The organism is Rathayibacter rhapontici, assembly GCF_001995175.1.
Classification (GTDB): Bacteria; Actinomycetota; Actinomycetes; order Actinomycetales; family Microbacteriaceae; genus Rathayibacter.
In genome coordinates this window covers 1-13,420 of record NZ_MUKN01000035.1, presented here as the reverse complement: position 1 = coordinate 13,420, position 13,420 = coordinate 1, and the positions used below count along the sequence as shown (strand labels likewise).

The following is a 13,420-nucleotide window of genomic DNA, read 5'->3' as shown; positions in this document are numbered from 1 at the left end:
GAATGCCCGATTCCGTCCGTCGCGCGTCGACAGGCCGATCGGTGCTGTGCCAGTATTTCCCCACGTTCACGCCGGTGAGCCCGCGCACCGACGAAGTCAGGAGCCGCAGCCATGACCCGTCCCCTCCCGAGGGATCCCGTTCTCCGCGAGGCGATCGCCGTCGCCCGCTCCCGAGAGCGAGAGCGTCGTGCGACGCTGTCCCGGCGCGCCGTCCTCGGCGGCCTGGGGCTCGGAGCGGGCGCGCTCGCGCTCGCCGCCTGCGCGCCGGTCAGTCGTCCGGCCCCCACGGCGGCCGCCGACGGGTCGGCCGCCGATCCGCGACTGGTCTGGGACAACTGGCCCGCCTACCTCGACGAGGACGACGACGGGGCCTACCCGACACTGCTGGCCTTCGAGGAGCAGTCCGGCATCTCGGTCACGTACAACGTGGCGGTCGACGACAACAACTCCTACTACGGCAAGGTCAAGGACCAGCTGGCTCTCGGCCAGTACATCGGCGCCGACACGGTGTGCCTGACCGAGTGGATGGTCTCGCGGCTCGTCCGGCGCGGCTTCGTCCAGGAGCTCGATCACGCCAACATCCCGAACATCGCCAATCTGAGCGCCTCGCTCGCCAACCCGGACTTCGATCCGGGCCGTCGGCTCTCGCTGCCGTGGCAGGCGGGGTTCGCCGGGATCTGCTGGAACAAGGAGAAGCTGCCCGACGGACTGCGCAGCGTCGACGACCTGTGGGATCCGGAGCTGCGCGGACGCGTCGGCGTGCTGAGCGAGATGCGGGACACGATCGGACTCATCATGCAGGCGCAGGGCACGGACATCGCCGGGACCTGGGGCGACGACGAGTTCATGAACGCGATCGACGTCTTCCGCAAGCAGGTGGACGACGGCCAGATCCGCAACATCAAGGGCAACGCCTACCTCAACGACCTGCAGAACGAGGACACCCTGGCGGCGATCTGCTGGTCGGGCGACATCACGCTCATCAACGCGGAGGCGGGCGACAAGTGGGAGTTCGCTCTCCCCGACTCCGGCGGCACGCTCTGGAACGACACGTTCGTCGTGCCGATGGGCTCGAAGCGGAAGGCCAACGCGGAAGCCCTCATGAACTACTACTACGAGCCGGAGGTCGCCGCCGAGGTGGCCGCCTGGGTCAACTACATCACCCCCGTCGACGGAGCGAAGGACGCCATGGAGAGCATCGACCCGGAGCTGGCCGAGAACCAGCTGATCTTCCCCGACGAGCAGACGCTGTCGCAGGCGCACGTGTTCCGGACGCTCACCGCGTCGGAGGAGAAGGACTACCAGGCGGAGTTCCAGAAAGTGCTGCTGGGCATCTGATGGCGACCGGAACCTTCGCCGAGAGCGGCGCCGACCTCCAGCTGGTCGGGATCAGCAAGCACTACCCCGGATTCACCGCGATCGACTCGCTCGATCTCACCATCCCCGCCGGCTCGTTCTTCGCACTGCTCGGCCCGTCGGGCTGCGGGAAGACCACCACGCTGCGACTCGTCGCAGGGCTCGAGGAGCCCTCCGCCGGCCGGATCCTCATCGGCGGGGAGGACGTCACGGCGACGAAGACCTACCAACGACCCGTCAACACCGTGTTCCAGTCGTATGCGCTCTTCCCGCACATGTCGATCCTCGAGAACGTCGCGTTCGGCCTCAAGCGCCGAAGGATCGACGACCCCGTGGGCAAGGCGCACGAAGCGCTGCGCCTGGTCGAGCTCGACCATCTCGCCCAGCGCCGCCCCGCCTCCCTCTCGGGCGGGCAGCAGCAGCGGGTCGCGCTGGCCCGGGCGATCGTCAACCGTCCGGCGCTCCTCCTGCTCGACGAGCCGCTCGGGGCGCTCGACCTCAAGCTCCGCCGGCAGATGCAGCTCGAGCTCAAGTCGATCCAGGAGGAGGTCGGCCTGACCTTCCTCCACGTCACCCACGACCAGGAGGAGGCCATGACCATGGCCGACACCGTCGCGGTGATGAACAAGGGCCGGATCGAGCAGATGGGCGCTCCGGAGGAGCTGTACGAGCTGCCGCGCACGGCGTTCGTCGCGAACTTCCTCGGCCAGTCCAACCTCTTCACGGGCGAGGTCGTCGGCTCGACCGATCGCGCGCTCACGGTCGAGGCGGGCGGCCACCGCATCACCGTCCCGGCGGCGCGGTCCGCGCGCATGAGCGGCGAGATCACCATCGGCATCCGTCCCGAGAAGCTGCTGCTGCTCACCGAGGCGCCGGGCGACCTCCCCGACCGGAACGTGCTCGGGCCCGGAGTCGTCGTCGACGTGTCCTTCAGCGGCGTGAGCACGCAGTACACCCTCCAGATCCCGGGGCTCGGTCCCGTCGTCGTGTTCGCGCAGAACATGGTGTTCGGCCCGGTCGTGGGGGAGGGAGCGCAGGTCTGGGTGAGCTGGAGCACGGAGCACGGCTTCGGCCTCGCCGACGAGCCCGGCTCCGTGCCGCGCTTCGACGCCGACGACTCGACCCGCGCGATCGCGCTGCAGAAGCGCGGCCTGCTCGCCGGGCGAGCGGGAGCGTAGGAATGGCCTTCGCCGCGTTCGCGTCCGGTCCCGCGAACCCGCTGGACGCTCCGGTCCGCAGGCGCTCGACCCTCGCGCTGGTCCTGCTGCTGCCGGGCATCGCGTACATGCTGCTGTTCTTCCTCGCGCCCCTGATCTCCCTGGTGCTCACGTCGTTCCAGGCCGAGATCCCGGACGGCGACATCGGCGAGTACGCTCCCGGATTCGCGTGGCAGAACTACCTCGTCGTGATGGCCGACTACTGGCCCCACGCGCTGCGCTCCTTCGGGTACGCCCTGATCGCGACCGTCCTCGCCCTCGTCATCAGCTACCCGCTCGCGTACTTCATCGGCGTCAAGGCGCGCCCGTGGCCGCTGCTGCAGAACCTGCTGCTGACCCTCGTCATCGCGCCGTTCTTCATCAGCTTCCTGCTGCGGACCCTCGCCTGGAAGCAGATCCTGGCCGACGAGAGCCCGCTCGTGCAGGGGCTCAAAGCCGTCGCCATCCTCCCGGCCGACGGCCACCTGACCGGGACGCCGATCGCGGTGATCTTCGGCATCACCTACAACTTCATCCCGTTCATGACGCTGCCGCTCTACACCTCGCTCGAGCGGCTCGACGTGCGGTTCCTCGAGGCGGGCTCGGACCTCTACGCCCCTCCCGCGTCCGTGTTCTGGAAGGTCACCGTGCCGCTCTCGATGCCGGGCATCGTCTCGGGCACCCTGCTGACCTTCATCCCGGCGGCCGGCGACTACATCAACGCCAGCCGCGACTTCCTCGGATCCTCGCAGACGTCCATGGTGGGCAACGCGATCGAGGCCAACTTCCTCACGCTCGAGAACTATCCCGCCGCCGCGGCGCTCTCGATCGTGCTGATGGCCGTGATCCTCGTCATCGTGGGCTTCTACGTGAAGCGCAGTGGAACGGAGGACCTGCTGTGACCGCTACCGCCGACCGGCCCGTCGCCAGCGCGCAGGAGGCCCTCGGGGCCCCGGCGCCCGCCCCCGTGCGCGGCCCGCGCCGCTTCACAGGACTCGGCCTGGGCGTCTACACCGCCCTCGCGCTGATCTTCCTGCTCATCCCCATCGGCTACACCTTCGTGTTCTCGTTCAACGACTCCGTGAAGAGCAACATCGCCTGGCGCGGGTTCACCTTCGACAAGTGGATCTCGGCGTGGACGAGCGAGGAGGTGATGACCGCCTTCGGCAACAGCCTGCTGGTCGGTGCGGTCGCGACCGTGCTCGCGACGGCGCTGGGCACCATGATCGCCATCGCGCTCGTCCGGTTCCGGTTCCGGTACCGCTCGGCGATCAGCCTGCTCCTGTTCCTGCCGATGGCGACGCCGGAGGTCGTGCTCGGCGCGGGGCTCGCGGCCCAGTTCCTCACCGTCGGAGCGGAGAAGGGCCTCGTCACGATCATCCTGGCGCACACGATGTTCTGCATCAGCTTCGTCGTGGTGACGGTCAAGGCCCGTGTGGCGAGCCTCGACCCCAAGCTCGAGGAGGCGGGGCGCGATCTCTACGCCTCGCCCGGGCAGGTGTTCTGGCGGATCACCTTCCCGCTCCTGCTCCCCGGGATCCTCGCGGCGGCGCTGCTGTCCTTCGCGCTCAGCTTCGACGACTTCATCATCACGAACTTCAACTCCGGCTCGGTCACGACCTTCCCGAAGTACATCTACATCGCTGCGGCGCGCGGGATCCCGGCCGAGGCGAACGTCATCGCCTCCGCGGTGTTCCTGCTGGCCATCGTGATCGTCGTCGTCACCCAGGTCTCCTCGGCGGCGCGCGCCAAGCGACTCGCGAAGGAGCAGTGACGAGCGGAGCAGTGACGAGCGGAGGGGCCGCGCGGGTCAGACGTAGGAGGCGCGGATCGCGCCGACCGGACGTCCGCCGCCGGTGACGACCGGGTTCAGGCGGACGAGCACCTCGTTCGCCGCGGCGCGCTCGACCGTGCCGGCCTCCACGAGGAGCTTCAGCGCGACCACCGTCGCCGCGCGCAGGCTGCCGTCGAGGATCTTCAGCGCCACGGTCGTGCCGTCGGGTGAGGCCATGATCAGCACGCCCTCGGCGCCCAGCTTGGCCACGAGACCGAGCCGTTCGATCACCACCGTGTTGTCGCGGCCGGGGCCGTCCAGCGCCCAGGCGTTCTCGAGGATGGCGTTCGTGAGGATCCCCGCCTGCCGGTAGAGACCGAACGGCGAGGAAGGGGAGGAGGAGACGATCCGCGAGATCCCCTTCGCGAGCGCCGTCAGCGGCAGCGCGTGCACGGGAGCACCGCAGCCGTCGATCGCCGTCCCCGCGACCCGCTCGCCGGTCAGCCGCTCGATCGTGTCGACGATGTGCTGCTGCAGCGGGTGGGTGCGCTCGAGGTAGTCGTCGGTGCTCCAGCCGTTCTGGACGCACGCCAGCAGCATCGCCGCGTGCTTGCCCGAGCAGTTCATGTACAGCGGGTCCTTCGCCGCACCGGCCCGGAGGAGCTGCGCCCGGCTCGCGGAGTCGCTCGGCCAGTCGGCGGGGCACTGCAGCGCCGTGTGGTCGAGCCCCGCGCGGAAGAGCAGGTTCTGCACCAGGGCGACGTGCTGCGACAGGCCGGCGTGGCTCGCGGACGCGATGACCGCCTCCGCGGCGTTCAGCTCGACCCCGGCGGTCATGACGGCGAGGGCCTGGAAGGGCTTGAGGCAGGAGCGGGGGAGGATCGGCGCCGCCGGGTTCCCGAGGGTGCGGGCGATCCGGCCGTCGCTGTCGAGGAGGACGGCCGAGCCCGCGTGGCGGGATTCGACGAATCCCGAGCGCTCGACGACGGCGAGCTCGACGGACTCCGCGACGGTGAAGGTTCCTGCAGACATCCCCCCATCTTGCCCGACGGCCCGGCACCCCTCGTGCGGGGCCCGGGCCGTCGACGGCAGGAGAGCCTCGTCAGAGAGTGGCGAAGGCGTCGCGGAGGACGGACACCGCGTCGTCGAGCAGCTCGTCGGTGAGGGCGAGGCTGGGCAGGAAGCGCACCACGTTGCCGTAGGTGCCCGCGCTGAGGACGAGCACGCCGTGCGAGGCCGCGTACTCGGTGATCGCGGTCACGGCGGCGGCGTTCGGGATCTTCGTGGTCGTGGCGGTGCCGGGCAGGACGAGCTCGACCGCCATCATCGCGCCGATCCCGCGCACGTCGCCGATGATGTCGTACTGCTCCTGCAGCTCGCGCAGAGCGGCGCCGAGGCGGGCGCGATCCGGTCGGCCTCGGCGAGCAGCCCCTCGCGCTCGATGCGCTCGAAGACGGCGACGGAGGCGGCGGCGGCGACGGGGTTGCCGCCGAAGGTGCCACCGAGCCCGCCCGCCTGCGCGGAGTCCATGATCTCGGCGCGACCCGTCACTCCGGCCAGCGGCAGCCCGCCCGCGATGCCCTTGGCCGAGAGCACGAGATCGGGGACCAGACCGAAGTGCTCGCTCGCGAACCACGCGCCGGTGCGGGCCATGCCCGACTGGATCTCGTCGGCGACGAAGACGATCCCGTTCGCGGTGCACCACTCCTGCAGGGCGGGCAGGTAGCCCTCGGCGGGCACCATGAATCCGCCCTCGCCCTGCACCGGCTCGACGACGAGGCAGGCCAGAGCGGAGGCGCCAACCGTCTTCTCGAGGTACGAGATCGTGCGCTCGGCCGCCTCGGCGCCGGAGAGCCCGTCGTGGTAGGGGTAGGAGCTCGGCGCGCGGTGGATGTCGCTCGCGAAGGGGCCGAAGCCGAGGCCGTAGGGCAGGGCCTTGAAGTTCATGGCCATCGTCAGGTTCGTGCGGCCGTGGTACGCGTGGTCGAGGACCGCCACCCCGGGGCGACCGGTGTGCTTGCGCGCGATCTTGACCGCGTTCTCGACCGCCTCGGCGCCCGAGTTGACCAGGACGGTCTTCTTGGCGAAGTCGCCGGGGGTGTGCTCGCCGAGCAGCTCGGCGACCCGGATGTAGGGCTCGTACGGCGTGACGGTGAAGAGCGTGTGCGTGAGGCGGCCGAGCTGCTCGGTCGCGGCGGCGACGACCGCGTCGTCGGTGTGGCCGATGGTGGTCACTCCGATGCCCGCTCCGAGGTCGATGAAGCGGTTGCCGTCGACGTCGACCAGGATCGCGCCGTGCGCGCGGTCGATGTAGACGGGCAGGGCGGTGCCGACTCCGGTGGGGACCACGGCCAGGCGTCGCTCGTGCAGGGCCCTCGAGCGCGGTCCGGGGATCTCGGTCGAGACGAGCCTCTCCTGGGGGACTGCCGACGTGGGAACCTGGGGGGCGAGCGTGTCTGTCATGGTCCTGCGATCCTACCCGCGGCGCTGACGAGGGCAGGGGTCCAGACCGACGAGACCGGCTCGATCCAGCCAGGGGAAGAAGGAATCCGATGCAGATCGACCACCAGTACGCGGTATCCGTCGTCTGGGACGGGAATCGGGGCACCGGGACCAGCGGGTACCGCGACTACGGGCGCCAGAACACGGTCCGGGCGGACGGGCGCGAACCGATCGCGGGGTCGGCGGACAAGCCCTTCCGCGGGGACGCCGACCGGTGGAACCCGGAGCAGATGCTGCTGGCCGCCCTGGCGCAGTGCCACCTCCTCTCCTATCTCCACGTGGCCGTGAAGAACGGAGTGGTCGTCACCGACTACGTCGACGACGCGGTCGGCCGGATGGTGCAGGAGGGCGACGGTGGTCGCTTCGCCGCGGCGACCCTGAGACCGCGGGTGACGGTCGCGGACGAGTCGATGATCGAGCTCGCGCAGTCGCTGCACGGCGAGGCCGCACGGCTGTGCTTCATCGCGAACTCCGTCGCCTTCCCCGTGGCGCACGAGCCCGAGACGGTCGCGGCCGGCTGATCCTGCGCCGAAGAGCTCTGCGCCGCCCGGATCGGCGCCGCTGGAACCGGCGCCTCCCGGATCAGCGCCGCTCGTGCGGCAGCGCGCGCCGGATGCGCTCGGCCGTGGTCGTCGGCGGCGACTCGTTGTAGACGCCGGCCGCCTCCTGCTCCGACAGTGCGTGGATGGCGGTCATGACCTCGTCGGTCGCGTGACGGCGGGCGCGCCCCGAGTCGGCGGAGCCGTGCCGCGAGAGGTCGAGCGCATCGCCGAAGCGCACCGTGATGCGGTGCAGGCGCGGGATCACCGAGCCGACGGGCTGCAGCTCCTGAGTGCCGATCAGCCCGACCGGCACCACGGGGGCGCCGGTCGTGAGCGCGAGCCACGCCACTCCCGTCCTGCCCCGGTAGAGCCGGCCGTCGCGCGAGCGGGTGCCCTCGGGGTACACGGCGAACGCCTCGTCGCGCTCGAGGATCGCGCGACCGAGGTCGAGCGCCTCCTGCGCCGCGTGCCCTGCGCCGCGCTCGACGGGGACGGCGCCGACCGCGGTGAAGAAGGACCGGGAGAGGGCTCCGCGGGGTCCGGTGCCGGTGAAGTAGTCGGCCTTCGCCAGGAACTGCACCGGGCGCGGCGCGAGGAGCGTCAGCACGGGGGAGTCGATGAACGACAGGTGGTTGGCGGCGAGGATCACGCGGCCCGTCAGCGGCACGTTGTCGCGTCCCTCGACGATCGGACGGTAGACCACGCGGCCGACCCCGCCGATCGCGAAGCGGGCGAATCGGGCCGAGAGGCCGATCCCGGGTGGGGTCGGCGCGTCGTGGTCGTCGTCGGTCCGCATTCGCACGACAGTACCGGCGGTCGCATGCCCCGCCGGTCATGCGCGGGACCGGCGGGAGGGAGGCTCAGCCGAGCTGCGCGAGCGCCTCCTCGATCACCGACATCGCGTCGTCGATCAGCTCCTCGCTGATGACGACGCTGGGCATGATGCGCAGGACGCTGTCCCAGCTGCCCGCGTCCAGCGGGATGACGCCGTTGGCGGTCGCGTGCTTCAGGACGGCGGTGAGCGCCTCCGGGTTCTGCTTCTTCGTGCCCGGGTGCACCAGCTCGACACCGAACATGGCGCCCTTGCCGCGCACCTCGCCGACGACGGCGAAGCGCTCGGCCCAGTCGCCGATCCGCGCCCACAGCGCGCGCTCGACGCGCTGAGCCTCCTCGAGGAGCCCCTCGGTCTCGATCGCCTCGAACGTCGCGAGAGCGGCCGCCGTCGAGACGGGGTTGCCGCCGAACGTGCCGCCGATGCCGCCGGGCTGCACGGCGTCCATGATCTCGGCGCGACCGGTGACGGCCGCGAGCGGGAAGCCGCCGGCGATGCCCTTGGCGGTCGTGATCAGGTCCGGGACGACTCCGTGGTGCTCGATGGAGTACCACGCACCGGTGCGCGCGATGCCCGCCTGGATCTCGTCGGCGACGAAGACGATGCCGTTCTCGGTGCAGAACTCGGAGAGGCGCTGGAAGTAGCCTGGCGCCGGGATGATGATGCCGCCGTCGCCCTGGATGGGCTCCACGAACAGCGCCGCGAGCTCCTGCGCGCCGATGTGGGTGCGGATGTAGTCGATCGAGCGCTCGGCCGCCTCCTCGCCCGTCATCCCCTCGGGGTCGCGGAACGGGTAGCTGATCGGGAGGCTGTAGATCTCACCGGGGAAGGGACCCATGCCGGCGCGCTCGGGCCAGGGGCGGTAGGTCATCGCCATCGTCAGGTTCGTGCGGCCGTGGAAGGCGTGATCGAGCGAGGCGATCGCGCGGCGGCCCGTGTGCTTGCGGGCGATCTTCACGGCGTTCTCGACGGCCTCGGCGCCGGAGTTGACGAGGATCGAGCGCTTCTCGAAGTCGCCGGGGGTGATCTCGGCGAGCTTCTCGGCGACCCGCACGTAGTTCTCGTAGGGGGTGACCGTGAAGAGCGTGTGGGTGAGCTTCTCGGCCTGGGCGGCGGCCGCGGCGGCCACCGCGGGGTGCGCGTGGCCGATCGTGGTGACTCCGATGCCGCAGCCGAGGTCGATGAGGCGGTTGCCGTCGACGTCGACCAGGACCGCGCCCGAGGCGTGGTCCATGTAGATGTTGGCCAGGGTGCCCGCGCCGCGCGAGACGCTCGCGACGCGACGCTCCTGCAGGGCGATCGAGCGCGGGCCGGGGAGCTCGGTGACGAGCGCGCGGGACTGGGGGACCGAGAATTCACGCATGCCCCAATCGTAGGCGGCGCTCCTGCAGGGGCGCTCCGACGCTCCGCGCCCAGGTCGTCCCGAGGCGGATGACGGAGCATGGGTGCATCCCCGAACGTCGTCCGGCAGCACCGGACAGGAAAGGCACCCCGTGCGCAGAGCATTCGCGATCCTCGCCGTCGTCGGCGCGACCCTGGGCCTCACGGCCTGCACCGGCGGTGCGGAGGAGGCGGCGCCGAGCGCGTCGCCCACTCCGCTGAGCTGCGTGTCCGACGGCGACGCCTCGGCGGCCGTCGAGACGAGCGGCGAGTTCGCGACGAAGCCGGTCACCGTGTTCCCCTCGCCGCTGAGCGTGGACGAGACCGAGCGCACGACCGTGATCGAGGGCACCGGCGACGAGGTCGTGGAGGGCGACACCGTGCTGGTCGACTACACCCTCTACAACGCGACGAGCGGAGCCGAGTTCTCGGCGAGCACCTACGCGTCCGGCGGTCGCGCCGCGTTCGCCGTCGACACCGACCAGTACCTCTCGGGTCTCGTGAAGGCCGTCAACTGCGCGGCCGTCGGCTCGCGCGTCGTGGCCGTGGTGCCTCCGGCGGACGCCTTCGGCGACGCGGGCAGCGCCGACTTCGGCGTCGGCGCGGACGACTCGATCGTCATGGTGATCGACGTCGAGGCGATCGTGCCGACCACTGCCACGGGGGCGCCGCAGCCGCCGGTCGACGGCCTGCCCACCGTCGAGCTCGCCGAGGACGGCACGCCGACCGTCACGATCCCCGAGACCGACCCGCCGGCCGAGCTGCAGCTGGGCGTCCTGAAGAAGGGCGACGGCCAGGTCGTGGCCGACGGCGACAGCCTGATCGTCCAGTACCAGGGCACCGTGTGGGGCACCGGCGAGGTGTTCGACCAGAGCTGGGGCACCGGCACGCCCGCGTCGTTCGGCACCGGCGACGTGATCGAGGGCTTCAAGCAGGCCCTGGTCGGCCAGACCGTCGGCTCGCAGGTGGTCGTCGTGATCCCGCCGGCCCTGGGCTACGGCGAGGCGGGCAACGCGAACGCCGGCATCTCCGGCACCGACACCCTCGTCTTCGTGATCGACATCCTCGCCGTGAGCTGACCCGGGAGCGGCCCTGCGCGCCGTGCCAGGATGGGCGGATGCGCAGGGTCATCATCCTCGGCTCGACCGGGTCCATCGGCACGCAGGCCCTCGACGTCATCGGCGCGAACCGCGACCGCTTCGAGGTGGTCGGCCTCGCCGCCGGCTCCAACCGGGAGGCGGTGGCCGAGCAGGCCCGGGCGTTCGGCGTCGAGCACACCGCGTTCGGCGCGGACGAGGCGGAGCAGCTCGTCCGGGGCGTCGACGCCGACGTCGTGCTGAACGGCATCACCGGCTCGGTCGGACTCGGCCCGACCCTCGCCGCGCTCGAGGAGGGGCGCAGCCTCGCCCTGGCCAACAAGGAGTCGCTGATCGTCGGCGGCGAGCTGGTCACCTCGCTCGCGGCTCCCGGCCAGATCGTGCCGGTCGACTCCGAGCACTCCGCGATCGCGCAGGCCCTTCTGGCGGGCGAGCACCGGGAGGTGCGCCGCCTGGTCCTCACCGCGTCCGGCGGGCCGTTCCGAGGCCGCGACCGCTCCTCCCTCCGGGACGTGAGCCCCGCCGAGGCGCTCGCGCACCCGACCTGGGACATGGGTCTCGTCGTCACGACGAACTCGTCGACGCTCGTCAACAAGGGCCTCGAGGTCATCGAGGCGCACCTGCTCTTCGACATCCCCTACGAGCGGATCGACGTGACCGTGCACCCGCAGTCGGTCGTGCACTCGATGGTCGAGTACGTCGACGGATCGACGCTCGCCCAGGCGTCGCCGCCGGACATGCGGCTGCCGATCTCGCTGGGCCTCGACTGGCCGCACCGCGTCGCGGGCGTCGGCGTGCCGCTGGACTGGACCCGCACGCACTCCTGGACCTTCGAGCCCCTCGACGAGGAGGCGTTCCCCTCCGTCCGCCTCGCCAAGAAGGTCGGCGTCGCCGGGGCGTCGTACCCGGCCGTCTTCAACGCGGCGAACGAGCAGGCGGTGCAGGCGTTCCACGCGGGCCGGATCGGCTACCTCGACATCCTCGCGACGGTGGAGGCCGTCGTCGATGCGCACGTCGTCGACGGAGCCCTGACCCGCGACTCGCTGGCGGCGGCGGAGACCTGGGCGCGACGAGCGGCCGACGCGAGGATCGCCGCCGCCTGAGCCCCGATCGGCCGCGTGGTCGACTCATCGGGATCGTGCAGGCGCACCCCAGCGTGCACGCGTCGGCCAGGCCTACAGTGATGCGGTGGAATCCGTGCTGCTCTTCGTCCTCGGCGTCGTCATCATCGCCGTGGGCGTCGCCCTCTCGATCGCCCTGCACGAGGTGGGGCACCTCGTCCCGGCCAAGCTCTTCGGAGTGAAGGTCACGCAGTACATGATCGGCTTCGGCAGGACGATCTACTCGCGCCGCCGTGGCGAGACCGAGTACGGGATCAAGGCGCTGCCGCTCGGCGGCTACATCGCGATGATCGGCATGTACCCGCCGAAGCACCCCGGCGACCGGGTCGCGGAGTCGAGCACCGGCTTCTTCAACGGGCTGAACGGCAACGAGTCCGCACCCGAACCGCGACGCGGCGCCTACTCGACCATGATCGACGAGGCGCGGGCCGCCAGCGCCGAGACGATCGGCGAGGGGGAGGAGCACCGCGCCTTCTACCGGCTGCCGGTCTGGAAGCGCGTGATCGTGATGTTCGGCGGCCCCTTCATGAACCTCCTCATCGCGACCGTCCTCTTCACCGTGCTGCTGTGCGGCATCGGAGTGGCGCAGAACACGTCGACGATCTCCACTGTCTCGCAGTGCGTGGTTCCCGCGACCGAGTCGAGCGCGGAGACCTGCTCGCCCGACGATCCGCTGGCACCGGGAGCCGCCGCCGGGCTGCTCCCCGGCGACCGGATCGTCTCGATCGACGGCACCGACGTCTCCTCCTGGGACGACCTGACCCCGATCATCCGCGAGTCGGCCGGCACGCCCCTCGCCGTGGCGATCGACCGCGACGGCACGAGCCTCACCCTCTCGATCACCCCCGCCGAGAACGAGGTGGCCGTGGTGGACGACGCGGGCAGCCCCGTGCTCGACTCCTCGGGAGCCGTCCGGACGCAGACCGTCGGTTTCATCGGCATCTCGCCCGCGCAGGCGCTGGTCCAGCAGCCGATCACCGCGGTCCCGGAGACGGTGGGGGAGAACGTCGCGAGCGTCGCCGGCGTGATCCTCAACCTGCCGCAGCGGCTGCTCGACGTGGCGCAGGCGGCATTCGGCCCGGAGGAGCGCGACGCGAACGGCCCGATCAGCGTCGTCGGCGTCGGCCGCATCGCGGGCGAGATCGCCGCCTCCGACCAGCTCCCCGTGGTGTCGAAGGTGCAGACCATGGTCGGCGTGCTCGCCTCGCTCAACGTGGCGCTCTTCGTCTTCAACCTGGTCCCGCTGCTCCCGATGGACGGCGGTCACATCGCCGGCGCCCTCTGGGAGGGCCTGCGCCGCCGCATCGCCAAGCTCTTCGGGAAGCGCGACCCCGGACCGGTCGACATCGCGAAGCTGCTGCCGCTGACCTACGCGGTCGTGCTGCTGCTGGGCGGGATGAGCGCCCTGCTCATCTACGCCGACATCGTGAAGCCGATCTCGCTGTTCTGAGTTTGATCGAAAGCCGGTCCCTGCCCGGCTTTCCGCGGTCGGCTTCTCGGAGTGGTTGCGTTCTGGGGAGCGTCCTGCGTACGGCTAGGACGGATCGCTCGCACGCGATCCGTTCGTTCGCCTGTGTTCGTGTGCGTGCCGGTTCCTGCCCGGCGTGCCGCGGTCGGCTT

General features: G+C 70.9%; 11 protein-coding genes and 1 pseudogene. 8 read left to right on the top strand and 4 right to left on the bottom strand.

Annotated elements, in window-relative coordinates; translation table 11 throughout:
- Positions 1 to 111: 111 nt before the first annotated feature.
- The 4 genes from B0T42_RS12105 to B0T42_RS12090 all read left to right on the top strand — a co-directional run bounded on the left by B0T42_RS12105 (position 112) and on the right by B0T42_RS12090 (position 4,326).
- Positions 112 to 1,338, top strand: a complete 1,227-nt coding sequence (locus B0T42_RS12105; protein ID WP_077223363.1) for an ABC transporter substrate-binding protein — start codon at positions 112 to 114, stop codon at positions 1,336 to 1,338.
- Positions 1,338 to 2,534: an ABC transporter ATP-binding protein gene (locus B0T42_RS12100; protein WP_077223362.1), complete on the top strand. Its 1,197-nt coding sequence runs from the start codon at positions 1,338 to 1,340 to the stop codon at positions 2,532 to 2,534. The genes B0T42_RS12105 and B0T42_RS12100 overlap by 1 nt, the downstream gene beginning before the upstream one ends.
- 2 nt (positions 2,535 to 2,536) lie before the next feature.
- Positions 2,537 to 3,454 carry an ABC transporter permease gene (locus tag B0T42_RS12095; RefSeq protein WP_077223361.1) on the top strand — a complete coding sequence of 306 codons (918 nt, stop codon included), beginning with the start codon at positions 2,537 to 2,539 and terminating at the stop codon, positions 3,452 to 3,454.
- A 98-nt stretch (positions 3,455 to 3,552) separates the two neighbouring features.
- Positions 3,553 to 4,326 carry an ABC transporter permease gene (locus B0T42_RS12090; RefSeq protein WP_236720261.1) on the top strand — a complete coding sequence of 258 codons (774 nt, stop codon included), beginning with the start codon at positions 3,553 to 3,555 and terminating at the stop codon, positions 4,324 to 4,326.
- Positions 4,327 to 4,362: 36 nt separating this feature from the next.
- On the opposite strand, the gene B0T42_RS12085 is transcribed toward B0T42_RS12090, so the two are convergent.
- Positions 4,363 to 5,358: an asparaginase gene (locus tag B0T42_RS12085; protein WP_077223360.1), complete on the bottom strand. Its 996-nt coding sequence runs from the start codon at positions 5,356 to 5,358 to the stop codon at positions 4,363 to 4,365.
- A 70-nt stretch (positions 5,359 to 5,428) separates the two neighbouring features.
- Positions 5,429 to 6,789 (bottom strand): annotated as a pseudogene (gene gabT, locus B0T42_RS12080) (4-aminobutyrate--2-oxoglutarate transaminase).
- A gap of 89 nt (positions 6,790 to 6,878) precedes the next feature.
- On the opposite strand from gabT (B0T42_RS12080), the gene B0T42_RS12075 reads away from it, so the two are divergent.
- Positions 6,879 to 7,349, top strand: a complete 471-nt coding sequence (locus B0T42_RS12075) for an OsmC family protein (RefSeq protein ID WP_077223359.1) — start codon at positions 6,879 to 6,881, stop codon at positions 7,347 to 7,349.
- A 61-nt stretch (positions 7,350 to 7,410) separates the two neighbouring features.
- Here B0T42_RS12075 and B0T42_RS12070 read toward each other — a convergent pair whose 3' ends face one another.
- Both B0T42_RS12070 and gabT (B0T42_RS12065) read right to left on the bottom strand, forming a co-directional pair.
- Positions 7,411 to 8,166, bottom strand: coding sequence for a lysophospholipid acyltransferase family protein (locus B0T42_RS12070; RefSeq protein WP_077223358.1), 756 nt, complete (start codon positions 8,164 to 8,166; stop codon positions 7,411 to 7,413).
- A 64-nt stretch (positions 8,167 to 8,230) separates the two neighbouring features.
- Complete coding sequence (gabT, locus tag B0T42_RS12065; protein WP_077223357.1) at positions 8,231 to 9,565, bottom strand: 4-aminobutyrate--2-oxoglutarate transaminase; 1,335 nt, start codon at positions 9,563 to 9,565, stop codon at positions 8,231 to 8,233.
- A 130-nt stretch (positions 9,566 to 9,695) separates the two neighbouring features.
- On the opposite strand from gabT (B0T42_RS12065), the gene B0T42_RS12060 reads away from it, so the two are divergent.
- The 3 genes from B0T42_RS12060 (at position 9,696) to B0T42_RS12050 (ending at position 13,250) form a co-directional block, all read left to right on the top strand.
- On the top strand, positions 9,696 to 10,661 hold the full coding sequence (locus tag B0T42_RS12060) for an FKBP-type peptidyl-prolyl cis-trans isomerase (RefSeq protein ID WP_139344495.1): 966 nt from the start codon (positions 9,696 to 9,698) through the stop codon (positions 10,659 to 10,661).
- A gap of 38 nt (positions 10,662 to 10,699) precedes the next feature.
- Positions 10,700 to 11,782 carry a 1-deoxy-D-xylulose-5-phosphate reductoisomerase gene (locus B0T42_RS12055; protein WP_077223355.1) on the top strand — a complete coding sequence of 361 codons (1,083 nt, stop codon included), beginning with the start codon at positions 10,700 to 10,702 and terminating at the stop codon, positions 11,780 to 11,782.
- A gap of 85 nt (positions 11,783 to 11,867) precedes the next feature.
- A complete protein-coding gene (locus tag B0T42_RS12050; protein WP_201788535.1) occupies positions 11,868 to 13,250 on the top strand; it encodes a M50 family metallopeptidase in 1,383 nt (460 codons plus the stop codon).
- Positions 13,251 to 13,420 lie beyond the last annotated feature (170 nt).

What these genes read in the sequence shown, in the direction of transcription:
- B0T42_RS12105 (WP_077223363.1), top strand. Translation starts at nt 112, where the DNA reads ATGACCCGTCCCCTCCCGAGGGATCCCGTTCTCCGCGAGGCGATCGCC.
- B0T42_RS12100 (WP_077223362.1), top strand. Translation starts at nt 1,338, where the DNA reads ATGGCGACCGGAACCTTCGCCGAGAGCGGCGCCGACCTCCAGCTGGTC.
- B0T42_RS12095 (WP_077223361.1), top strand. Translation starts at nt 2,537, where the DNA reads ATGGCCTTCGCCGCGTTCGCGTCCGGTCCCGCGAACCCGCTGGACGCT.
- B0T42_RS12085 (WP_077223360.1), bottom strand. Translation starts at nt 5,358, where the DNA reads ATGTCTGCAGGAACCTTCACCGTCGCGGAGTCCGTCGAGCTCGCCGTC.
- B0T42_RS12075 (WP_077223359.1), top strand. Translation starts at nt 6,879, where the DNA reads ATGCAGATCGACCACCAGTACGCGGTATCCGTCGTCTGGGACGGGAAT.
- B0T42_RS12070 (WP_077223358.1), bottom strand. Translation starts at nt 8,166, where the DNA reads ATGCGGACCGACGACGACCACGACGCGCCGACCCCACCCGGGATCGGC.
- gabT (WP_077223357.1), bottom strand. Translation starts at nt 9,565, where the DNA reads ATGCGTGAATTCTCGGTCCCCCAGTCCCGCGCGCTCGTCACCGAGCTC.
- B0T42_RS12055 (WP_077223355.1), top strand. Translation starts at nt 10,700, where the DNA reads ATGCGCAGGGTCATCATCCTCGGCTCGACCGGGTCCATCGGCACGCAG.